The 20,448-nt window shown below is 69.7% G+C and carries 18 protein-coding genes and 3 pseudogenes; 11 read left to right on the top strand and 10 right to left on the bottom strand.

The window, feature by feature from the left end:
• The first annotated feature begins 20 nt into the window (after positions 1-20).
• From KDL01_RS20035 to KDL01_RS20025, 3 genes are all read left to right on the top strand, one after another.
• Entirely contained in the window at positions 21-746 is a 726-nt protein-coding gene (locus tag KDL01_RS20035; protein WP_212530067.1) for an ABC transporter ATP-binding protein, read from the top strand.
• Positions 743-3,523, top strand: a complete 2,781-nt coding sequence (locus tag KDL01_RS20030; RefSeq protein ID WP_212530066.1) for an ABC transporter permease — start codon at positions 743-745, stop codon at positions 3,521-3,523. The genes KDL01_RS20035 and KDL01_RS20030 overlap by 4 nt, the downstream gene beginning before the upstream one ends.
• 87 nt (positions 3,524-3,610) lie before the next feature.
• Positions 3,611-5,389, top strand: coding sequence for a cholesterol oxidase substrate-binding domain-containing protein (locus KDL01_RS20025; protein ID WP_212530065.1), 1,779 nt, complete (start codon positions 3,611-3,613; stop codon positions 5,387-5,389).
• Here KDL01_RS20025 and KDL01_RS20020 read toward each other — a convergent pair.
• Both KDL01_RS20020 and KDL01_RS20015 read right to left on the bottom strand, forming a co-directional pair.
• Positions 5,346-5,543, bottom strand: coding sequence for a hypothetical protein (locus KDL01_RS20020; protein ID WP_212530064.1), 198 nt, complete (start codon positions 5,541-5,543; stop codon positions 5,346-5,348). The genes KDL01_RS20025 and KDL01_RS20020 overlap by 44 nt on opposite strands.
• A 77-nt stretch (positions 5,544-5,620) precedes the next feature.
• Entirely contained in the window at positions 5,621-7,312 is a 1,692-nt protein-coding gene (locus KDL01_RS20015) for a hypothetical protein (protein ID WP_212530063.1), read from the bottom strand.
• 370 nt (positions 7,313-7,682) lie between these two features.
• Here KDL01_RS20015 and KDL01_RS20010 point away from each other — a divergent pair, with 370 nt between their 5' ends.
• A complete protein-coding gene (locus KDL01_RS20010; RefSeq protein ID WP_212530062.1) occupies positions 7,683-8,117 on the top strand; it encodes a hypothetical protein in 435 nt (144 codons plus the stop codon).
• Here the strand turns inward: KDL01_RS20010 and KDL01_RS20005 are convergent.
• Entirely contained in the window at positions 8,111-8,602 is a 492-nt protein-coding gene (locus KDL01_RS20005; protein WP_212530061.1) for a hypothetical protein, read from the bottom strand. The two genes, KDL01_RS20010 and KDL01_RS20005, sit on opposite strands and share 7 nt — an antisense overlap.
• Positions 8,603-8,730: 128 nt before the next feature.
• Positions 8,731-9,708, bottom strand: coding sequence for a hypothetical protein (locus tag KDL01_RS20000; RefSeq protein WP_212530060.1), 978 nt, complete (start codon positions 9,706-9,708; stop codon positions 8,731-8,733).
• Between the two features lie 87 nt (positions 9,709-9,795).
• On the opposite strand from KDL01_RS20000, the pseudogene KDL01_RS19995 reads away from it, so the two are divergent.
• Positions 9,796-9,940, top strand: a pseudogene (locus KDL01_RS19995) (IS5/IS1182 family transposase); the annotation flags it as partial.
• 19 nt (positions 9,941-9,959) lie between these two features.
• Here the strand turns inward: KDL01_RS19995 and KDL01_RS45340 are convergent.
• The gene (locus KDL01_RS45340; protein ID WP_212530059.1) at positions 9,960-11,087 is read right to left on the bottom strand and encodes an NADAR family protein; all 1,128 of its coding nucleotides are present in this window, start codon (positions 11,085-11,087) and stop codon (positions 9,960-9,962) included.
• 144 nt (positions 11,088-11,231) lie between these two features.
• On the opposite strand from KDL01_RS45340, the gene KDL01_RS19985 reads away from it, so the two are divergent.
• From KDL01_RS19985 to KDL01_RS19975, 3 genes and pseudogenes are all read left to right on the top strand, one after another.
• Positions 11,232-11,759, top strand: a complete 528-nt coding sequence (locus KDL01_RS19985) for a GNAT family N-acetyltransferase (RefSeq protein WP_212530058.1) — start codon at positions 11,232-11,234, stop codon at positions 11,757-11,759.
• A 48-nt stretch (positions 11,760-11,807) separates the two neighbouring features.
• Positions 11,808-12,149: pseudogene (locus tag KDL01_RS19980) on the top strand (SbtR family transcriptional regulator); the annotation flags it as partial.
• Positions 12,150-12,307: 158 nt separating this feature from the next.
• The gene (locus KDL01_RS19975) at positions 12,308-13,615 is read left to right on the top strand and encodes an ROK family transcriptional regulator (protein WP_212530056.1); all 1,308 of its coding nucleotides are present in this window, start codon (positions 12,308-12,310) and stop codon (positions 13,613-13,615) included.
• Positions 13,616-13,759: 144 nt separating this feature from the next.
• Here KDL01_RS19975 and KDL01_RS19970 read toward each other — a convergent pair whose 3' ends face one another.
• Both KDL01_RS19970 and KDL01_RS19965 read right to left on the bottom strand, forming a co-directional pair.
• Positions 13,760-16,510: a glycoside hydrolase family 9 protein gene (locus KDL01_RS19970; RefSeq protein WP_246576701.1), complete on the bottom strand. Its 2,751-nt coding sequence runs from the start codon at positions 16,508-16,510 to the stop codon at positions 13,760-13,762.
• Between the two features lie 167 nt (positions 16,511-16,677).
• Complete coding sequence (locus tag KDL01_RS19965) at positions 16,678-17,100, bottom strand: VOC family protein (RefSeq protein WP_212530055.1); 423 nt, start codon at positions 17,098-17,100, stop codon at positions 16,678-16,680.
• 298 nt (positions 17,101-17,398) lie between these two features.
• On the opposite strand from KDL01_RS19965, the gene KDL01_RS19960 reads away from it, so the two are divergent.
• Positions 17,399-17,791: a hypothetical protein gene (locus KDL01_RS19960; RefSeq protein ID WP_212530054.1), complete on the top strand. Its 393-nt coding sequence runs from the start codon at positions 17,399-17,401 to the stop codon at positions 17,789-17,791.
• Positions 17,792-17,820: 29 nt separating this feature from the next.
• On the opposite strand, the gene KDL01_RS19955 is transcribed toward KDL01_RS19960, so the two are convergent.
• The 3 genes from KDL01_RS19955 to KDL01_RS19945 form a co-directional block, all read right to left on the bottom strand.
• A complete protein-coding gene (locus tag KDL01_RS19955) occupies positions 17,821-18,201 on the bottom strand; it encodes a hypothetical protein (protein ID WP_212530053.1) in 381 nt (126 codons plus the stop codon).
• A 377-nt stretch (positions 18,202-18,578) separates the two neighbouring features.
• Positions 18,579-19,205 carry a TetR/AcrR family transcriptional regulator C-terminal domain-containing protein gene (locus tag KDL01_RS19950; protein WP_281415523.1) on the bottom strand — a complete coding sequence of 209 codons (627 nt, stop codon included), beginning with the start codon at positions 19,203-19,205 and terminating at the stop codon, positions 18,579-18,581.
• Between the two features lie 64 nt (positions 19,206-19,269).
• Positions 19,270-19,443, bottom strand: a complete 174-nt coding sequence (locus tag KDL01_RS19945; protein WP_212530051.1) for a hypothetical protein — start codon at positions 19,441-19,443, stop codon at positions 19,270-19,272.
• Positions 19,444-19,781: 338 nt separating this feature from the next.
• Here KDL01_RS19945 and KDL01_RS19940 point away from each other — a divergent pair.
• Positions 19,782-19,979 (top strand): annotated as a pseudogene (locus KDL01_RS19940) (FAD-linked oxidase C-terminal domain-containing protein); the annotation flags it as partial.
• Positions 19,980-20,158: 179 nt separating this feature from the next.
• Positions 20,159-20,392 (top strand): hypothetical protein, encoded by a 234-nt coding sequence (locus KDL01_RS19935; protein WP_212530049.1) that lies wholly within the window; start codon positions 20,159-20,161, stop codon positions 20,390-20,392.
• Positions 20,393-20,448 lie beyond the last annotated feature (56 nt).

Below are 20,448 nucleotides of genomic sequence, written 5' to 3'. Positions count from 1 at the left end.
GACTATCAAAGGACTCTGTGATGCCAGAAGCGCGCCCCCCGGCGGGGCACCTGCTTGAACTGCGGCGCGTCTCCAAACGCTACGGGACCGCGGCCGCCGAAGTCCACGCGCTGCGCGAGGTCGACCTCAGCCTCGAGGCCGGCACGCTGGTGGCGGTGATGGGACCGAGCGGCTCGGGCAAGAGCACGCTGCTGACCATCGCGGGCAGCCTCGAGGCGCCGAGCGGGGGAGAGGTCCTGGTCGAGGGCCGGGCGCTGTCCTCGATGTCGCGCAACGCCAAGGCCGCCCTGCGCCGGCGCACCATCGGCTTCGTCTTTCAGGACTACAACCTGCTGCCGGGCCTGAGCGCGGCGGAGAACGTGTCACTGCCGCTCGAACTCGACGGCGTTCCGGCGCGCCGGGCCCGTGCCGTCGGAATGGAATCCCTCGAACGGCTGGGACTTGCCGCCCGGGCCGCCCACTTCCCCGACGAGCTGTCCGGCGGCGAGCGGCAGCGGGTCGCGATCGCCCGCGCGGTGGTCGGCGAACGCCGTCTGCTGCTGGCCGACGAGCCCTCCGGCGCCCTCGACTCCGAGAACGGGCAGGCCGTGATGCGGCTGCTGCTCGACGCGTGTGCCCGCGGCGTCGGCGCGCTCGTCGTCACGCACGACGAGCACCTGGCCTCGTTCGCGCACCGCGTCGTCCGGCTCAAGGACGGGCGCGTCGAGTCGGAATCAGTGCTCAGCCACGCGAAGGACGCATCGTGACGGACCCGTTGTCTCTGTTGATTCTCGCGCTCGGGGGCGCCCTCGGCTGGTATGCCCTGCTGCGTGCGCCCGGCCGGGGCAAGGGCCCCGAGCCCTGGCAGCAGGTCGGCTGGATCAGGGTCGGACTGCTCACGGTCGCGATGCTGGGCCTGGACATCACCGTCGGGTACCCGCGCATCCAGAGCGCCGCGCAGAACCTGCTGATCGGCGCGGCGATCGGCCTCTACTTCCGGTTGGCACGGCGCGTGGGCCGCCAGGACCTGTGGCGCGGCACCCAGCCCCGTCGGGCTTCCCAGGCTTCTGCGGAAGGCCCCGCTCCGGCCGCCCACGTCCTGCCCGACGAGCCGCGCGGCGCTCGGAACCCGGCTCGGCGCGCCGTGCTGCGGTGGGCTTGGCGGCTGGTGCGCCGCGAGTGGCGCCAGCAGATCCTCGTGCTCGCATTGATCACCGTCGCGGTCGCCGGGACGGTCTTGGGCGCGGCGATCGCCGTCAACGCCTCGCCGCCGGCCGACGCGGGCTTCGGCAGCGCGCAGCACCTCGTGACGCTGCCGGGCACCGATCCGCACCTGTCCGCCGACCTCGCCGCCCTGCGCGCCCGCTTCGGCACCGTCGACGCGATCGAGAATCAGACCCTTGCCACCGGACTGAGTCAGGATGCGCAACTGCGTACCCAGGATCCGCTCGGGGGCTACGGCGCGCCCATGCTCGCCCTGCTCTCCGGCGCCTATCCGACCGGCGCAGGCCAGGTCGCCATGACCGAGTCGCTGGCTTCGACGTTCGGTGTGCGGCTCGGCGGCGTCTGGCGGGACGGCGGTCGCGGCCTCCGCGTCACCGGCCTGGTCGAGGATCCGCTGAACCTGGTCGACGAGTTCGCCCTGCTCGCCCCGGGACAGCTCACCACTCCGGACACCGTCACAGCCCTCTTCGACGCGACCCCGGCCGCCCTCGCCGCGGCCGCCCTCCCCGACGGAACCGCGGCGAGCAGCCCGGGAAGCTCCGACGGACTCAGCCCCGCGCTCATCGTGTTCACGGTCGCCGTCCTGGCGCTGACGTTCACCGGCCTGGTCGCGACCGCCGGCTTCGCCGCGTTGGCCCGGCGTCGGCAACGGGCCCTCGGCATGCTCACCGCGATGGGAGCGACCGACCGCGACGTCAAGCTCGTCATGCTCTGCAACGGCGCGATCGTCGGTGCCGTCGGCGCACTGGTCGGCACGGCGATCGGGCTCGGCGGATGGATCGCCTACGCGCCGGGCTACTCGGCCGACGCCGGGCATCGCGTGTTGTGGACGCAGCTGCCGTGGTGGCTGGTCATCGCCGCGACCCCGCTCGCGATGGTCAGCGCCACTCTCGCCTCCCGGCAGCCGGCCCGCGCGGTGGCGCGGATGCCCGTGGTCGCGGCATTGTCCGGGCGGCCCGCACCCGCCGCCCCGGCGTACCGCACCGCCGCGCCCGCCATCGCGTTGACCGCGGCCGGACCCATCCTGCTCGGCCTTTCCGGCGGCTGGGGCGCGCAGGGCGGGAAGGCCGTCTTCATGCAGCTCGGCGGTCTTCTCCTGAGCGCCCTCGGGCTCGCGCTGCTCGCCCCGGTCCTCGTCGCCCGGCTGGGCGGCCCGGCCCGGTACCTGCCCGTCGCGGCCCGGCTGGCGCTGCGGGACCTGTCCCGCTACCGGGCCCGCTCCGCCGCAGCGCTCGCGGCCGGCAGCCTGGCCGTGCTGATCGCCATGCTCGTCATCCTGATCACCACAGGGCGCTACAACGACCCGGTCGACTACTTCGGCCCCAACCTGCCGTCGAACCAGCTGGTCCTCTATGCCCCGGGCGCCGGTCCCGGCACCGGGCGCGGGCCGGGCCAGGTCCCGACCGCGGCGGACGTGCCCGCCCTCGAGCCGCACGTCGACGCGATCGCCCACACGCTGCAGAGCGCTGACGTACTGCCGCTGCAACCGGTCGTGGCAGACCTGATCCGCAAGACCCCGCAGAAGACGACCGGCAACTCCACCAGCATCTACCTGGCCACCCCGGCGGTGCTCGAACAGTACGGCATCGAGCCGAGTTCGACCGACTCCACCGCGTTGCTGCTCACCTCGCGGCCCGGCCTGCAGGGTTCGTCGGGTCTGAGCCTGCTCTACGGCGACCTGCAAAATCAGAGCCCGAACGCCGTGACGAACGACCAGCCCGACCCGGAGATCCAGACCCTCGCCGCGCTGCCCACCGACACCTCGGATCCGAACCTCATGGTGACCGAATACGCCGTGCACCGGCTCGGCCTGCTGGTTGACCCGACGGACGCATGGCTGATCCAGGCCCCGAAGCCGCTGACGCCCCTACAGATCAACACCGCGCGACAGTTGGCGCTCGCGGCCGGCATGAAGGTGGAAATCCGCAGCGACGCCCCGTCCCTGGCCCAGGTCCGCGACGACGCGACCGGCGCCGGAATCCTGCTCGCCCTCGGCGTGCTCGCGATGACCGTCGGCCTGATCCGCGCGGAGGCGGCGGGGGACCTGCGGATCCTGACGGCCACCGGCGGCCGCCGTCGGCTCGCCCGCAACCTCACCGCCGTCACCGCCGGGACCATCGGCCTGCTCGCCGCGGTCTCGGGAACAGCCATCGCCTACATCGACACCGCCACCTTCTTCGACGGAGACCTGGCCGTGCGTCTGAGCCAGGCCCCCATCACGGACCTGCTCCTGGTCCTGCTGGCCCTGCCCGCCGCCGCGGCCATCGGCGGCTGGCTCCTGGCCGGGCGCGACCAGTCCGCCCGCGCCCACGTCGGCTGACTCTCGCCGCGGCTCGTGCTCACTCGTTCGTGTGAAATCAGGCGAGGCGGGGTCGTGTGAGCTCCGGGTTCCGGTGAGGCTTGAGCCATGCCCACATCGCAGAACCCTCACTTTTCGGCTCCGCTGCCCCGCCGCGCCCTGCTGCGCGCGGCCGCCGTCGGCCTGGCCTCGGTCGGCTGGCAGGCCGCCTACCGGATCCCGGCCGACGCCGCCGCCGACGTGCCCCCGGGCGTGGAGACCTACGTCCAGGTGTACCGAAACTGGTCAGGGGAGATCCGCGCCGACGCGGTGACGACCTGCGCGCCGCGCTCGGCCGAGCAGGTCGTCGCGGTGGTGGGCTGGGCGCGGGCCCGAGGGCTGCGGGTCCGGGCCGTCGGCATGCGGCACGGCTGGTCCCCGTTGACCATCACCGACGGTTCCGGCGCCGACTGCGTGCTCGTGGATCTGACGCGGTATCTGGACGGCGTCGAGGTCGGCGCGGACGAGCAGGGTGCGCTGGTGACCGCGCAGGCCGGCGTCACCATGGAGACCCTGCTCTCCCGGCTCGAGGAGCACGGCTACGGACTGGCCGCCTCTCCCGCCCCCGGCGATCTGACGCTGGGCGGCGTGTTGGCGATCGACGGGCACGGCACCGTCGTCCCCGTGGACGGCGAAGGCGCGGTGCCGGGGCAGACGTTCGGGTCGGTGAGCAACCTCGTCACCGAGCTGACCGCCGTGGTCTGGGACCCCTCGCAGCAGGCGTACGCGGCCCGCACGTTCACCCGCGCCGAGGCCGAGGCGGGCGCGCTGCTCGTCCACCTCGGCAGGGCCTTGATCCTCTCGGCCACGCTGCGGGTCGCACCGAACCAGCGGCTGCGCTGCGTCAGCCGCACCGACGTGAGCGCCGATCGGCTCTTCGCACCGCCGGACTCGGCAGGCCCGGAGAGCTTCGCCGCGTTCGTCGAGTCCTGCGGCCGGGTCGAGACGATCTGGTTCCCCTACACCGACGCGCCGTGGCTCAAACTGTGGAGCGTCGCCCCGCACCGGCCCGTCACCTCCCGCGAGACGGACCAGCCCTACAACTACCCCTTCTCGGACGAGATCCCGCAGGCCGCGTCCGACCTGCTGAAGGCCATCATTGAGGGCGCGACCTGGCTCACCCCCGCGTACACGGCCGTCGCCGCCGAGACCGTCACGGCGGGCCTCGCCGCCACGGCGAGCGCCGATCTGTGGGGCTGGTCGAAGAACACGCTGCTGTACGTGCGCCCGTCGACGCTGCGCGTGACGGCCAACGGATACGCCGTCATCACGCGGCGCGCGAACATCCAGGAAGTCCTCTCCAGGGTCTACACCTACGTGAGCACCACACTCGCCGCGTACCAGGACGACGGCCGCTTCCCGGTGAACGGCCCCTGGGAGGTCCGCGTCACCGGACTCGACGATCCCGCCGACTGCCTGATCCCAGGCGCGCGCGAGCCCCTGCTCTCGGCCGTCCGCCCAGATCCCGACGCAGCCTTCGACACAGCGGTCTGGCTCGACGTGCTCACCCTCCCCGGCACCCCCGACTCGATCGAGTTCTACGCAGGCCTCGAACACTTCCTCCTCACCGAGTTCAACGACACGACCGCCCGCCTGCGCCCCGAATGGTCCAAGGGCTGGGCCTACACCCCCGACGGCGCCTGGACCGATCCCAGGTTCCTGGGCACAACCATCCCGAACTCAGTCCAAGACGGCCGCCCCGCCGCCGACGGCTGGACCGCCGCGCTCGCGACGTACGAGGCCCTGGACCCCGACGGAATCTACGGCAACGCATTCCTCGATACCCTGATGCCGCGAGGCGCCACTACACCTCCAACTGCCGGAGACCAGGCCCGCCAACAGTACTGACGCCGAAGCGGACGCCGTCGAGGCTGTACTCGGCGAAGTACTGCGGAGCTGCGGCGAGCCGTTGTGGAGCGGTCAGGCACGGCCAGTGCGCCAGGGCTTCGGCCACGGCGTCGACGTCCTGACGGCGCGCGACGAGGATGTCGACGTCCCCCACCGGCAGGTCGACGCCTTGAAGGCAGGCCGCCGCCGTGCCGACGAGCCGGTATCGCAGCCCCGGAGCCGCACCTCTGATCAGGTCGAAGCCGGTGCGTAGTACAGCGTGCAGATCGTGGCGGTCGCGCGGCGGCCGAGTTCCGATTCCGTCCATAGTCGAAAGCTTGGCCGCCGGGTCTGACAGTGGCCGCTCTCGACGAGCCCGACAAGCCCGAGATCACGTGACCGTTGCTCTCGGCTGTTTCGCACCTCCGGTAGGATCAGCGGAGGCTGATGGACATCACTTTCTCGCAGGTCAAGCGAACCAAAGCTCTGTTGCGAGCCACTAGAAGCTGCCGTCGACCCAGGTTTCCAGGTGCACGTCTCCGCAGTCCACGCTTCCGCTGCTGCACAGCAGCGTGACATGGAAGTCGTGGGTGGATGCCGCCTCCGCAGGCAGCGATACCAGCAATCGGTCCGCCTCTCCCGGCGACAGGACGTGTGAGACGGTACCTCCACCGTGTAGTCGGTGCCGCTGCGCCGCAAAGTCGGGGCCTGATACTCCGCGCTCCGGTGCAGAGCGGCGCCGACGGCCGGTGGTCGGGGATATCTGACCTCGAGGTTGATCGGAGCCGCGAATCTGTGCCCGCCGTTCAGCCCGTCCTCATAGAGGATCGGCTCCGCATACTCCACCACGCCCACCATCAATGCTCGATGATCTTTGAACGGCCCCACATCCCAAACGGCATCGTGAAACAAAGGCGTTGCCCCATACGGTGACGCCTCGAGATCGGGCTCCCGCCCCACCACGGACCTGTAGCTTCGGCGAGCACGCTCTTCGTCTTTTACGGGCCGGGCACCGGCCTCGTCGAGCGCGCGCAGTAGCGGGTGCCTTTCTGCACGGGAGGTCGGCGAGTACGCGTCCTGCCACGCGTACTCGGACGTGAGAGCGGCCGGCCGCCCAGGGGCCTCCAGATGAAAGCGAAGCGTGAAGTCGGGCAGCCCGAACTGCACGGGAAGGAATGAGATCGGAGAGCCCACGTCAGGCTGCGGCACAAGCGTCACCGATGCGCCCCGAACGAACGGCACGCTCTGAACTCGGTCCACTGATCGAACCACGTCCAAGCGCACCTGGTGCGCGAAAACCGTCTCGGCGGTGTTGTTGACGAGCTTGATGTCGAGCTGCGCGGGCCGAGCCCGGCGCAGCCCCGTCATCTCTCGCCGGTCCAGATGCGTGAGCACCGCCCCTGACCGCATCAGGTCCAGGTACGGGTGCGCCGGACGGATCGTCAGCCGGCCGCCGAGAATGCTGCCCTCGTGCCGCACGGCGTCCGCCATGCGCCAGCCCCCACGTGGCGGGTCCTCGTGAAAGGCCGTCACCGTGGCGGTTATGGTGCCGGGTGCGGCGGCCGGGGGCGGAGGATTGACGGTAATCTGCGCGCTCCCGAAGTGCACGTCACCACCGGACTGGACCACGATCGACCCCGTGGTCCCAGAGAGCTGCTGTGACAGAGGCGCTGGCGCGTCATGGCCGCCGGCCAGCGAGGCGGCACCGTCCTTCCGCGGATCGCCGGCCTGGTGGCCGCCGACTTCCGCCGCATGATCTTGATCCTTCGCCCGGTCAGCCCCCCACACCGCGATCACGGCGCCGACGATCACGCCGGCTGACGTGCCTACGGCCACGCGAGTCGACAGGTCCCAAGCCGTCACAAGCCAAGCCGCGCCGAGACACGCCGCCAAGCCCAGCAGGCTCGCGGCGATAGTGACGGTCAACCGCAACGTCCCGTTCACGGAGCCCCCTCCACGGCAATCCACGCCAGCACCGGTCGCAACGCAGGTGCTCCGGCCAGTCCTTGCGTGAGGCGACCGAGGCCGTCTCGACTCGAGCGTGGCGCTATACGGTATAAGAGGTCATACCACAGGAGTTCCGCCTCATTCGCGGTTCGGTGGTTTTGGCCATTCGCGAGACGTACAACCGCGCCGGATCGTGAGCCGAGCGAGCGCCGGATGAGTCGCCATCGGATCCAAGGCGCTTTGTGTGCGATTGTCAGTGCGCTGATGCGGGCGCCGACCGCCGTTCCGGCACACTTGACCTGCCTCGGGTACGATCAGGATCGAGGGGCTTGTCGAAGGGGCGGCATCTACGAGGGATCGGTGTGACGTGTTCGGCACAAGGACGATCTGGTGGATCCGGCGCGTTTTCCTCATCCTGGCCGGGGCCCTCGTGATCTGGATGTTCATCATGGGGTCGGCGCCTCAGGAGGTCGTGACCGTCCGGAACTGGGACAGCTCCTGGATCGGGCTCGACATCCTCGAATGCCTCGGACTGGTGAGTACCGCGCTCCTGCTGCCCGGCCGCTCGCCCTACCTCGCACCGGTCGCGGCCGCCTCCGCCATGCTCTTCGCGCTGGACGCCTGGTTCGACACCATGACGTCGTTGGCCGGTTCGGAACTGGACGTGGCAGTGTTCTACGCTGCGATCTCAGAGATTCCGCTGGCGGTCGCGCTCACCGTCATCGCGGTCCTCGCCCCGCGCGGCCTGGTACGGCGCTCCGGCACGGCCTCGGGCACCGAGCTAGAGGGCGATGCTCAATAGATTTCCATCTCGGGAAGCCAGTCCTCAAGGTGTCGATGCCTCCGCAGGCCGACGGCGTCGAACTCGTCCTGCGACTCGTCGGGGCTGATGACGCCGAGTCGACGCAGCGCCTGGGAGATCGCAGTGCCCTGCGGTGGAGTCTTCTGCCGGAATACGATGGTCATCGGGCCCCAGGCCAGCACCCCGCCATCCCAGACGGCCGCGTGCTGCTGACCGGTGCCTCCGAAATAGTCGGCTTCCACGTATGCCACCGGTCCGCCGCGCGACGCGTCCGCCAGCAGTGCGGCGACGGTGGCGCGGAGGCTGCCGAACGGATGGAGCGGTTCGCCGTGGCGGCCCAGAAAGTGGTCGTAGGCCGTGCCGGTGTAGGGCACGAGAGCGAACCCCTGCTCCAGGCCGACCGCGCGCGTGCCGGGCCCGAACTCGACCGCGATGACCTCCGCGAGCGCTGTTCCGGCGATCACGCCGCGCACGTCGTAGCCCACCGTGCCAACTCCTTCCGTCTTGTCTCCGGCCTGGACCTGTACTTGGTCCCCGTGCACCAGGTGAGTATATCAGGGGTTAGTTACGCAAGCGGCGTCCGTACTCCAGATCAGATCCTCCAGGCGGTGCGCTACTCGACCTGGGCACGGATCGTGTGGGAGGAGTCGGCGGAGCAGGCAAGCAACCACAGGTCACCGTTGCGACCGCCCCAGATGCCTGGGGAGCGCTGGCCGTCCCACTCCCCGTCGTCGAGATCGCTCCAGGAGATCTCCGGTTCTGCGACCGGCTGCCAAGGGCCGTCGAGACCTTCGAAGGTCGTGTCGAGCAGAGAGAACGCCGGTGCGCCGCAGTCACAGTACTGCGAGGGCTCCGGGTAGAAGCCGGCGTCACGAATCCAGCCGCCGAGCTTCCAGCCGGGAACGCGCGCTTGGCATCGGTACCCGCGGTCCGAGTTCCAGCTTTCCTCATCGGGCAGTGCGCCGTCGACGGTCCAGGCCAGGCATGCTTGTTCCAAAGGTGCAGGCAGCACCCCGTACAGGAACTCCGGATCGGCGCAACCGTCGCCTTGGACGCGGGCGATCGGTGGGAAGTCCACGACGGTCTCCGGGTGAATGACGCACGGGTGCGGTGCGAGGTTGTCGATGCCGAGGTTCTCAGAGGACGTGTTCAGCGTCGGGTTGGCTACGCGTGCGGTATGTACGTGGGCCGCTATGCGCCAGAAGACGCGGACCCGTGGGCCGTAGGTGTCCATGTGTAGATTGGGGCACCAGAGCACTTGCAGGAGATCGGTGCCGTCCGGAAACTCCCAGCCCGGGGCGGGCAGGATTCCCGCAGGCAGATCGCGGCGGTACAGCTGCAATACCGAAGCCATCACGACCGGCTCGTCGAATGGGCCCGCCGTGCTGCCGTCGGCCACATCGTGGTCGCTGCCGTCACAGGTTGGCCAGGGTTCGTCGACCGGCCACAGCAGTGGACCGCCCACTGAGCTCGTGGCCGCCGAGGGATGGCCGCGACGAGGGTGTAGACGCAATGCAGGCCGCGCGTAGTCAGCCAACTCGGGAAACTGCGCCAGCAGCACGGCGTGGCCCGGCGGCGTCGTGTCGACCATCAGTGCGCCCCTATCTCGCGTCGTGGGGATGTTGCTGATATCGAGGGATCGTATCGGCGGCCTCTGACTTCGACGGGGGCCGTGACGCTCACCGGCGGCAATCGAAACGACGTCACTCAGCTGATCCCGCTGATCCCGCTGATCCCGTCGGTCCAGCACCCCGCACATCGCCCGGCGCGGCACCGAACACGGCTCCGGCCTCGGTATCCACCGCTGGGTGGTAGAAGGCACGACCGTTTCTCATACGCGGTCTAGACCTGGACATCCAGCTCTTCGGCGGCGAGTTCGGACCGGATCACCTCCAGCAGCCGTCCCATCCAGTTGCGCCCTTCCCGTCCACTCTGGCCCCAGAACGTGGATCCGACCTCGGTGTAGATCAGGCGGGCCGCCGCGGTGCCGACCAGTACGGCTGCCAGGTCCGGGTGTTGGGTGAACTTCGCCCGCAGCAGGCCGGCCATCACCGCGGCCCGGGCCTGCGGCCAGTTCTCGCGCCGAGGCAGAGTCTCGGCGAGCTTCTCCGCGTCGTACGGGCGGGCGGCTTGGGCGATCTCGGCGCGTTGTGCCTCGTCTGCCACCGACAGCGCCCAGTAGGCGTGAGTGACGGTCGGGTAGCTGTGGCCGGCGACCTCGATCTGTGCGGGGTACTCGTTGCGCAGCACGAGGGTCCCGGCGTCGTCGGGCCAGCCCTTGGGGAAGACCGTCTGGCGGATCAGGACGCTCGTATCGATCGGCTCGGTGGGTCCGTCCGGGGGAACCTTCCGCTGGTATTCCCGGCGCGTCCGCTCCCGCTTGGCGAAGTACTCCAGGGCCCTGGCGTGCACTTCCTCGGTGACTTCGATGGGATCGCCGTACCAGCGCTCGATGTGAGCGCCGGGGCCGTCCGCCAGTATGCGGAGCGGCGTGTCCTTGCGGTCCATGTCGCCCAGGGCATAGTGGCGCATGTGCTCGGGGATGGCTTCGTAGAGTGCGCGCACTGCCGCCCGGTTCTCCTCGGTCGGCTCGCTGCGGAAGACCTCGACCGCGGCCAGGCATCGCTGGGTGCTGTCAGGCCGGCCGTTCAGGAGGTCGATCGTGTCGCGAACCTCGCCGAGCAGGCGCTGGGGTGTCATGCCTATCCGCGGCTCGGTGAGCCTCCAGGAGCCGAGGTGGTGGGCTGAGGCCCGGGCTCCTTCGTCGAGGGTGGTGGCCACCCAGCCGGAGGCGAGTTTGTCCTCGAGCTCCTCGAGGGTCACCAGGCCCCAGCAGTCGATCATGCCGTCCGCGTAGATGACCAGGTCGGTGAGGTAGTAGTCGCCTCCGTTGCGGATGAACGCGTGCCGCCAGGTCCCCTCGATGCGCTCGCCGTCGACATCGCGCCATGTTCGCTGCCCTATAGCCACGGCCGTCAGGGTATCCGCTTCGCGTCTTCGGATGATCTGCATTTTCCGGGAGGTTGTCCGGCCGGCCTCGAACAGCGGATGCCGCCGGGCCCGGCCCGGCGAAATTCGCTGGGTTGCGGTCGTGTTCGATGCGAGCATCGCCGGATGACGACGATCAGAGAGTTCGACCCGCGCGACGCTCCGGTGCTCTGGACCCTGAGTACTCTGCCGAACGTCGGGGAAACCGCGGACGCGTCGGTCCCGCTCGACCTGCCCGCCGCAGCCGCCGCACCGATCGAGTTCGCCGATCTGGCCGACATCACGGCCGGCTTCATCCGTCCAGGCGGCGTGTTTCTGGTCGCCGAGCACCGCGGGCATCTGGTGGGAATGGGCGGGTTCCGGCCCAACGCCCGCGGACAAGCCGAAGTCCTACGGGTGCGAGTCCACCCCGCGGCCCGCAGGCTCGGGATCGGCCGGGCTCTGATGGAAGACCTCGAAATCCGAGCCACGGCAGGCGGTTTCCAGGAGATGTTCCTGGACACGGCGACGAACATGCCCGAGGCGATGGCCTTCTACCAGGCACTCGGCTACCGGGAGACCGGCCGCGAGACCCAGCCCGACTGGACGTGGACGCTCGTGTACTACACCAAGCAGCTCAGCACTCGCCGGCAGGTCGATGCCTCGGCGCAATAGGAATCCTCGGCCACGGAATCACATGGAATCAGCATCCTTATGCTCGGCCTGCTCGACGCACATCCGCCGGCCACGGCCCTTCGCCTGTGGATGGACTTGTTCGCGGACTGGCTGGCGACCAAACACGGGATGACCGGCACCCTGCTCGCCCTGATCGACACCGGCGAGATCTCCCTCGCCCACAGCCGCCGCGAACTCCTGGCGGCCATCACCACCATCCTCGACGCCGGAGCCGCCGCCGGTGACATCCGCACCGACACCAGCGCCGAGGACATCGCCGCAGCCCCCTTCGGCCTGCTCGCGGTCTCCGGCAAACCCGAGCACCACGCCCAGGCCCAACGACTCCTCGGCCTCCTGACGGACGGGCTCAGGCCCCACCCCGCTGATTGACGCGCGGGCCGACCACCCCGACCCAGTGCCCTTACACGCCTCGCCCTTACACGCCTCGTCCCAAGCCTCGATGAACGGCCTCCGACGCAGCGGGCTGATCCGCGCGGCTCCGCCCGCCGTCGTGGTGGCTTCTCATAGATCTGGGTTACATTCCCCCCATGACGAGCACGCGGACCTCCGACCCGGCCTCGGCCCAGCCCTGGAGCAGCCGCACGCTCCGGGTGAACAACGAACGGGTGCTGCTCGAGCGGCTGCGGGCCTCCGGCGCGGCCTCGCGGGCCGAGCTCGCGCGCGTCACCGGGATCTCGAAGCCGACCGTCTCGGCCGCGCTCGGCAACCTCGAACGCGCGGGCCTGGTGCGCGAGACCGGCGAGATGACCACCTCCGCCGGGCGCGGGCGCTCCGCCGTGGTCTACGAGGTGGATCCGACCGCGGGCTACGTCGTCGGCATCGACATCGGCCGGTCCCGGATCCGGGTGGCACTGGCCGACCTGGACGGCACGATCCGCGGCCGCCGGGAGCTGCCCACCGCGATCGAGGAGCACAGTGGGCTGGAGGCGGACACCGCCACCGCGGAGTCGATCGTGGCCACCGCGGCCGGGCTCGCCCGCGAGGTGGTCGCCGAGGCGGGACTCGCCTGGGACCGGGTGGTGCACACCGTCGTGGGCACGCCGGGGGTGTTTGACCCGGCCACGGGGGAGGTGCGCTACGCCGGGAGCCTGCCCGGCTGGGGGCGGGCCGGGGTCGTCGAGCTGCTGCGCCGGGAACTCGGCACCGGCCTGGCCGTGCACAACGACGCGAACCTGGCCGCGCTCGGCGAGTACGCCTTCGGCGCGGGGCGCGACTGCCCGCTGCTGGTCTTCCTCATGGTGGGCACGGGAGTCGGCGCCGGCATCGTGGTCGAGGGCCGGGTGTTCAACGGGGCGCACGGTGCGGCCGGCGAGGTCGGCTACCTGCCCTTCCCGCCGGGCGGGCAGGACCCTGACACGGCTGGCCCCGGCCCGCGGGTACCGCACCAGAACTCTGATCCGGTTGCGGCACGGGCGCCGCACGGTGCGTTCTCCCAGCGCGGCATGCTCGACGTGGCGGCCGGCGGCAGCGCGGTGACGGCCCTGGCGGCGGCGGCCGGTTTCGCGGCGGCGCGGGACCCGAAGGCGGTGTTCGACGCCGCGCGCGCCGGGGACGAGGCGGCGCGCTCCGCCGTACACGCCGAAGCCGGACGCCTGGCGCACGCGGTGGCCTCGATCGCCGCGATGCTCGACCCGGCGCTGGTCGTGCTCGGCGGGGGCATCGGCGACAACGCCGACCTGCTGCTCGACCCGCTCTGCGACGCCCTCGAGTCGCTCACCCCGCTGCGCCCGCCCGTGGTCGCCGCCGCTCTCGGCGGGGACGCCGTCCTGCTCGGCGCGATCGCGACGGCGCTGGCCACGGCCCGCGAGTTCGTGTTCGAAGGCCGCAGGCTCTGACGTCTGGGATTCTGGCCCCTGAGACCCTGACCTCTGAGACTCTGACCTCTGAGACCCTGACCTCTGAGACCTGTGACGACGGCCGGGCGCGGGCCGTGGCCCGCGCCCGGATCCGACGCGACCGGCTTATACGGACTCAGCCCGTCAGCTGGTCTGGATCGCGTTGTCGTCCTCGACGAACGTCGTGGTGCCGCCGTCCGTGTCGGTCTCGCTGCCGGTGAACTTGAGGGTCACGCTCTGCCCGGCGTAGCTCGAGATGTCGTAGCTGTGCTGGGTGTAGCCCGTGGCCGCGTTCAGGTTCGAGAAGGTCGCCAGCGTCGTGAGCACGGTGCCGGAGGAGTTGAGCAGCTGGACGGTGAAGGTGTCCGGCTTGCCGGTCGTGGTGCTCTCGGTACTGTCGACGTGCAGCCAGAAGGACAGCGCCGCCTTGCAGCCGGTCGGGATCGCGACGGTCTGCGCGAGCGTGTCGGTGTCCTTGGTCGCGTTGCCGTTGAACCAGGCCATCCAGCTGCCGCTGTGCGGGCTCTCCCCGCTGGCGTTGGTGATCGGCAGGAAGCCCAGGGTCGAGGTCTCGGTCCACGGGGTGACCGTGCTGCCGTTCTCGAACCCGGGGTCCACCAGCAGTTGCGCCGCCGTGCAGGTGCTCGTGCCCGAGCCGGTCACGGTCAGCGTGAAGGTGGCCGAGTGGCTGCCCGAAGCGGCCGTGCCGGTCACCGTGATCGGGTACGAACCCGCCGCCACCGCCGAGGTCGAGGCCACGGTGACGGTGGAGGTGCCGCCGGCCGTGACCGAGGCCGGGCTGAAGGAGGCGGTCACGCCGGAGGGCGCGCCGGTGGCCGTGAGCGCCACGCTCTGGGCCGAGCCGCTGCTGACGGCCGTGGCCACGGTGGCGGTGGCGGACCCGCCCGCCGTCACCGAACCGGAGCTCGGCGACAGCGAGACCGAGAAGTCGTTGGCGGGAGCGGCGGCGCCGAGCAGCGCCTCCTGCAGCGAGCCGGCCAGCACCAGGCCGCCGTCCATGTCGAGCGCGGGCTCACTGCTCTGCCAGGACCGGACGTCGTCCACGTACTCGCTGCTCTTGCCGGTGAAGGTGGTGAAGGAGTCGTTCTCGCACTTGACCATGCCGGTCATCAGGCTGCCGAGGCCGCCGCTGAAGTTGGACGAGCCGTTGGGCCCGTTGACCACCGCGCCGGTGTCCACCTTGGTGGAGAGGTTCTCCAGCTGCCCGCCCATGCACTTGGGGTAGGTGGTGCCGACGCCGGCGACGAAGGTGGTGCCCCAGGCGTTGCCGCCGAGCAGCCAGTCGCGCTGCTCACCGGCGAACGCCGCGTACTCGGTGTCGCCGCTGAGCTTCTGGTAGAGCGCCTCGGTGGAGATGAAGCCGAAGGTGTGCGAGTCCACGTCGAAGTTCGTGTAGTCGCCGCCCTCGCGGAAGATGTCAGAGCCCGCCTTGCTCACCGCGGCGGAGAGCTGGGCCTTGAGGTTGGCGATGAGCCCGGAGCCGGTGACCGCGAGGCCGGAGGGGCTGCCCGCGTCGCCGATCGCCGTCACCAGGTCCGCGTGGGCCAGGGCACTGACGTCGTAGAGGTTGAGCGTGTCCTGCCCGGAGTCTGCCGAGATGTAGTCCGAGGCCCAGGTGGCGGCCTGAGTCAGGTAACTGGCATAGCTCGACTCGCTCTGCCCGAGGTCCTGCGAGGCGCGCACGATCTCGGTCGCGCCGAGCTCCATCGCGTCGTGCCAGATGCCCTCGGGGTAGTAGGCCTCGGGCAGGGCGGAGGTCAGGCTGTCGCTCTCGGCCGCCGAGGTGTCGGCGAGCGCGTAGAGCGAGGTGGCGTCGGCCAGTTCCGTCTGGGCGCCGGAGGTGTTGCCGGCCAGGGCGTCCTGCTGCGCGGCGAAGGCGAACGCGGCGGACACGCGCCCCACGACGTCGGGCGAGATCTTCGCACCGGGCGCCGCGGCCTCGAACACGGGCCGGTGCTCGGCGGCCCAGTAGTCCGCGGCGGTCGTGTCGGAGTCGTCCGCCTGCGGCTCGCGCCACAGGTCGTGGTCGCCGTAGTAGTTGGTCTCGTCGCCCGCGCCGATGCCCACCTGGAGGTACAGGGTCTTGGTGGACGGATTCCACATCTGATTCAGGTACGAGGTGCCGTACTGCGCCTCGGCCGTCAGCGCGGCCGGCGCGGAGGAGCCGAGTGCGAGGGTGGAGGCGTAGAGCAGGTCGTCGGCGTAGGCGGTGGTGAAGGTGAACTTGAGGTAGTCGCCCGCGTCGAACCAGCCGCCCTCGGCGTTCACCGAGGTCGCGCCGGCCAGCTTGACCAGCGCCCCGCTGATCTGGTCCCCGGTCCCGCCGTCGCTGTTCGCGATGAAGGTGGGGGTCTGGTAGACGGTCGCGCTCGCGTCGTTCAGGTGCGAGGCGGACCGGCCGAGCGAGGCGGAGGCGACCTGGTCGGACCCGTCGCGCTGGTTCTCGAAGAAGTTCACGGCGTCCGAGACCAGCGGGCCGTAGAGCGAGGAGGCGCTCTCGATCTGGAAGGTGTCGGAGGTGGCGGCGTCGGTGCCGGACACGGTCAGGTGGTAGGTCCCGGCGGCCGTGACACCGGAGAAGTCGATCGGATAGACGTCGGGGTAGGCGGAGTTCCAGCTCCCCCGGCTGGTCGTGGTCACCGTTCCGCTCGCGACCGTGGTTCCGGCGGAGTTGAGCACCTTGTAGGTCTCACCGGACACGGCGCCGGTGGCCATCAGATAGGCGATCTTCGTGTCGGTGGGCAGGTAGCCGACCTGGTCCGTGCGCAGTTGCGGTGAGGCCGCCGCGTAGGCCGGGCTGCCGGGCAGCAGCAGCGCGCCCGTCACGCCGAGCACGGTGGCCGTCGCCAGAAATGTGACATGTCGCTTGGGCATGCAGACTCCTGAGTGGGTACGACGCAAGAGATAGTTAAGTTTACTAACTTGTTCGCACCGTACTGAGCGGCCGTCGCGCCGTCAAGGGTCGAAGGAGTCTGCGTCGCCGAGCCGGCGGAGCCTGATGCGTGGACGCCGGCGGAGTCCGGCCGAGGTTCTCCCGGTGTCTAGGGCGCGGGGTTCCAGGCCTTGCGGACGAATTCCAAGCGGTTGCCGTCGAAGTCGGCGACGTTGGCGGCGTAGTAGCCGGGGGCGAAGTACGTCCGGTCGGCCGGTGCGCCCTCGTCGACGCCTCCAGCGCCGATCGCGGCGGCGTAGGCGGCGTCTACGGCCTCGTTGGTGGCGCAGACGATGCCGAGGTAGAGGCCTGTCTCGCCCGGCCCTCGTCGGCGCAGCCAGATGCTCGATCCGATACCGGTGCCGGAGACGTAGGTGTCGTCGCCGAGCCCGAACAGGTCGGGGACGTCGGCGGGGCCGGAGGCGGACTCGTAGTTCCCGAACGCGCGCCAGCCCAAGGGCTCGAGTGCGGCGAGGTAGAAGGCCAGGGACTTGTCGATGTCCGTGACGGAGATGTAGACGTGGTCGATCATTTCGCAGCCTCGTTCCACACTGCCGTGTTCTTGCGGGTGAAGTCGCGCAGGGTGCGTGCCGGCGTGCCGGCGTGCCGGTGATCTGCTCGACCGTGTTGTCGGGGCGAGAGCCGTTGCCGGAGGCGATCGTTTCGGTCAGTTGCCGAAGCCCCGCGCCGTAGTCGGCGGGGATCCCGGTCGCGATCGCTCCGGCGATCCAGGTGTCGCGATCGAGGTCGAGGTATGTGATGCTCTGGCCGGTGGCCTCTTTTCGGAGCTCTGCCGGGGATCTTGCTGCAGCCTCGTGAGGGGCTGGCGCGTGGTCCATCCCGTGCATGACGATGTCTTCATGTCTTTGCCGGTGCACATCCAGTACACGCATCTGCTCAGGGAGAGCCCTTTAGATCTCTGGCGACGGCTGCGGGAGCTCCTCGCAGGTCAGGGTCTCGACCCGGACGCCACGGTGGTCGTCGATCTCTTTCCCGACGGCGCCGATCAGGAGTATGGGCAAGTCCTCACGGACGAAGGCCGCGTGTATCGGTTCGATCTGCGCTACGACCGCGAACATCCTCGTAGCGTTCGAAGCGCGACCCTCGAGCGGTGGACCGATATCACGGAGTCATGGCAGACAGAGCCACTCGGGAGCCGGACCGCGGAAGCTCTGATCTGGGCGCCGCCCACGGTCAAGACGCAGCTCACGGTCATCGAGTGAGGAGAATCCGGTTGCGGAGGCGGTCGGGATCACCCGCCCGAAGCGCCCTCCAGGCCGGGGTGCTGATCATCGCGACGGTCGTCGAGCCCAAGTGACGCGTAGACGCCATGGTCGAAGATGATCGGAAAGTCGTTCTCCGCGGTATCGATCCACGCCTCGACGTCGGCGGGTGCCGATCTGATTGCGGCGATCAGTTCTTCGATCGCCGTGAGCTTCGGTTCGTGGACGTGCTCTCTCAACTGCTCGAGCGTCACTTCGGTGTACCGCATCGACAGTTGCCACCACAAGCGCATGATGTAGCGGCACTCGTCTTGGTCCAAGTCGTCGGCGAGCCGGTCATGTATGACGAACTGAACGCGTTCGCGCAGAGCCTGGTCCGCCAATCTCCCGCTGAGATCCCTCAAGCTCACCGCCCGAACATAGCAGCCGCTCGCGACAGCGTCGCCCGAGTATCTGCGGTGGTGCGGCGGCCAGCCTGCCTGCAGGATTCGTTTGCGCGGATGCCGTGTATCCACCCGGCGGCCAGGTCGGGTCGTTCGCGCTCGGCATGGTGCTGTGTGTACAACGGGCCGGTGACCGGCTGCTGACCCGGCCCGTTTTCGTCCCGGGTGACGCCTTGGATGACCTCTGGCATGCGTTGCCAGAGAGCGCATGGGCTATCTGATCGGGTATCGGGCGCCCTCGGGCTCTCCGAACACGATCATCCATCGGCGTGTAAGCACACTGCGCTGCTCGTCGGTCAGCAGTTCCATGGTGCCGTCGATGGTTGGCAGACGGATCTTGTTGGTCAGGGCGCGGTGCCGGACTTGGCTGCGGCGCCTTCGATCACCACTTCAAGGCATTCGCGGAACAGGTCGTCGACGGTGCGGCCGTCTTGGAAGTACTCGGTGATGCCGGCGATGAGCGTGGGGTGCTGCTCGGCGAAGGCGGCCATGTCGAAGTCCTTGAGCGCAGCCGCGTCGGGGCGGGGGGCTTGTTCTTCGAGGACGTGGCCGAAGGTGAAGCGTTCCACTGTCAGGACGATCACGCGGGCCTGCCGTAGCGGGACGCCTCGGGTTACGAGCGTGCCCATGGCCAGCTCGGAGATCGCGGCCATTTTTCGGCAGAGCTGGGCCGCTGAGAGGACGCGTGCGCCGTCCGGGTGGGCCAGCAGGGCGCGACGGAGACGCTGGGCGAGTGTGCTGAGCCAGTCCTGCCAGGGTTCTTCCGCGCTCGGCGGCGTGAGTTCGGGGAACTGCTGCTCGAGGATGGCCTCGGCGAGTGCCGTCACCAGCGCGGCCTTGTTGGGCACGTGCCAGTAGAGGGTCGGCGACTGCACGCCCAGCCGTGCGGCAAGCCTGCGTGTCGTCACGCCGTCGAGACCTTCGTCGTCGAGCAGTGACAAGGCCTCGTCGATGATCCGCGCTCTGTCCAATGCCAACTCGGTGCACCTCCCGGACTCACTCTATCAGTGCTAGAGTCGGCGCTGGAGTTCCCTATCAGTGATAGAGGCGGGCGGCTCGCCGCCCATGCCTCGCGTCCAAGGAGGATGAAAGATGGCAGGCGAACGTTCGTTGCTCGTTCGGATGCACGACGCCACTCACCGCGTTCCGGGCGTCCCGCCGCACGTCGAGCGTCCGGGTGGGCATCAGGGCCAGCACCAGAATGGCCATCAGGGCAGGCAGCTCTCGCGGCGTGCGGCGGGTGAGACCGCGGCGACTGAGACCCCGGCGCGTGAGGTCTCAGTGCACGATCGCCCGCGCAACGCCTCGAGGAACCACTCGCACGAGCGCCCGCCGCGCGTGCTGGTGGCGTGGCAGCGGCGGATCGCCGCGTTCTTCGGCCAGGAGTTGTGATGAAGGCGGGGGTGCTGCACGCACTACGCGAGCGGGAGCTTCCTCGCCGGGTTGCCGACGATCCCCAGGTTCGACGGCGTCGGCACGCCGCCGGACGGCACCTTCGTCGGGTTCGGAACTCCGCGCTCGCCCTATGGTGCGCTCGCTGAGAGGACGGTGGTGCCCTCACCGGCGAGCACGGCGTGGGTCTGCTCAAACGGCAATGGGTGGCCGAGGAACTGGGCAAGGACAGCCTGGACGTGCAACGCCGGATCAAGCAGACGCTCGACCCACGCGGCATCCTCAACCCTCGACCCGGGCAAGGTGCTGTGAAGCCGACAGCTCCAGACCAGGCCGCGGAAACAGGGGCCTGATCTAGAGCCGGGGGTGCTCCATGGGTTTCGTCAAGACAATCGGGATGCGCGGGGGATGGCGGGCCCGCCATCATGGCCTCGTACGAACGGTGCCGTGAGAACGTGAAGGCACTGGTCACCGTGGCGCGGGCTTCGCGTCGACGCCTCGGGACCGCCTCGGGACCAGGGGGAGAGAGTGGATGGGTATATTCGGCGTCTCAGGCGGATTCCAGATTGTGGTGCTGGACTACCAGCCGCTGCGGCGGTTCGGCTTCTTCCAGATCCTGCTGAACGGCTGGCCGGTGGGCGACGGCAGTACGGCGGCGTTCTATCCGCACTACTGCGTTCTTCAGCAGCTGGCCGGAGGTTGTCCCGAGTCTCGTGGATCTTCGGTGACGGTCTGGGTTGATTCTATGCGGCGCGCAGTTGCTTGACGGGCTTGTCGGCGTGCTCCGTCCGGGTGGTTTCTTCGAGTGCTGTGATCAGGGCG

Origin of the sequence: Actinospica durhamensis, assembly GCF_018139695.1 — a bacterium.
GTDB lineage: Bacteria > Actinomycetota > Actinomycetes > Streptomycetales > Catenulisporaceae > Actinospica > Actinospica durhamensis.
Note: the sequence above shows the minus strand (reverse complement) of the source record. Positions and strands in the feature narration are given on the sequence as shown.

Coding starts and splice junctions, on each gene's coding strand:
- KDL01_RS20035 (WP_212530067.1), top strand. CDS start 21: ATGCCAGAAGCGCGCCCCCCGGCGGGGCACCTGCTTGAACTGCGGCGC.
- KDL01_RS20025 (WP_212530065.1), top strand. CDS start 3,611: ATGCCCACATCGCAGAACCCTCACTTTTCGGCTCCGCTGCCCCGCCGC.
- KDL01_RS20000 (WP_212530060.1), bottom strand. CDS start 9,708: ATGGTCGACACGACGCCGCCGGGCCACGCCGTGCTGCTGGCGCAGTTT.
- KDL01_RS19985 (WP_212530058.1), top strand. CDS start 11,232: ATGACGACGATCAGAGAGTTCGACCCGCGCGACGCTCCGGTGCTCTGG.
- KDL01_RS19975 (WP_212530056.1), top strand. CDS start 12,308: ATGACGAGCACGCGGACCTCCGACCCGGCCTCGGCCCAGCCCTGGAGC.
- KDL01_RS19970 (WP_246576701.1), bottom strand. CDS start 16,510: ATGCCCAAGCGACATGTCACATTTCTGGCGACGGCCACCGTGCTCGGC.
- KDL01_RS19965 (WP_212530055.1), bottom strand. CDS start 17,100: ATGATCGACCACGTCTACATCTCCGTCACGGACATCGACAAGTCCCTG.
- KDL01_RS19945 (WP_212530051.1), bottom strand. CDS start 19,443: ATGGCCATTCTGGTGCTGGCCCTGATGCCCACCCGGACGCTCGACGTG.
- KDL01_RS19935 (WP_212530049.1), top strand. CDS start 20,159: ATGGGTATATTCGGCGTCTCAGGCGGATTCCAGATTGTGGTGCTGGAC.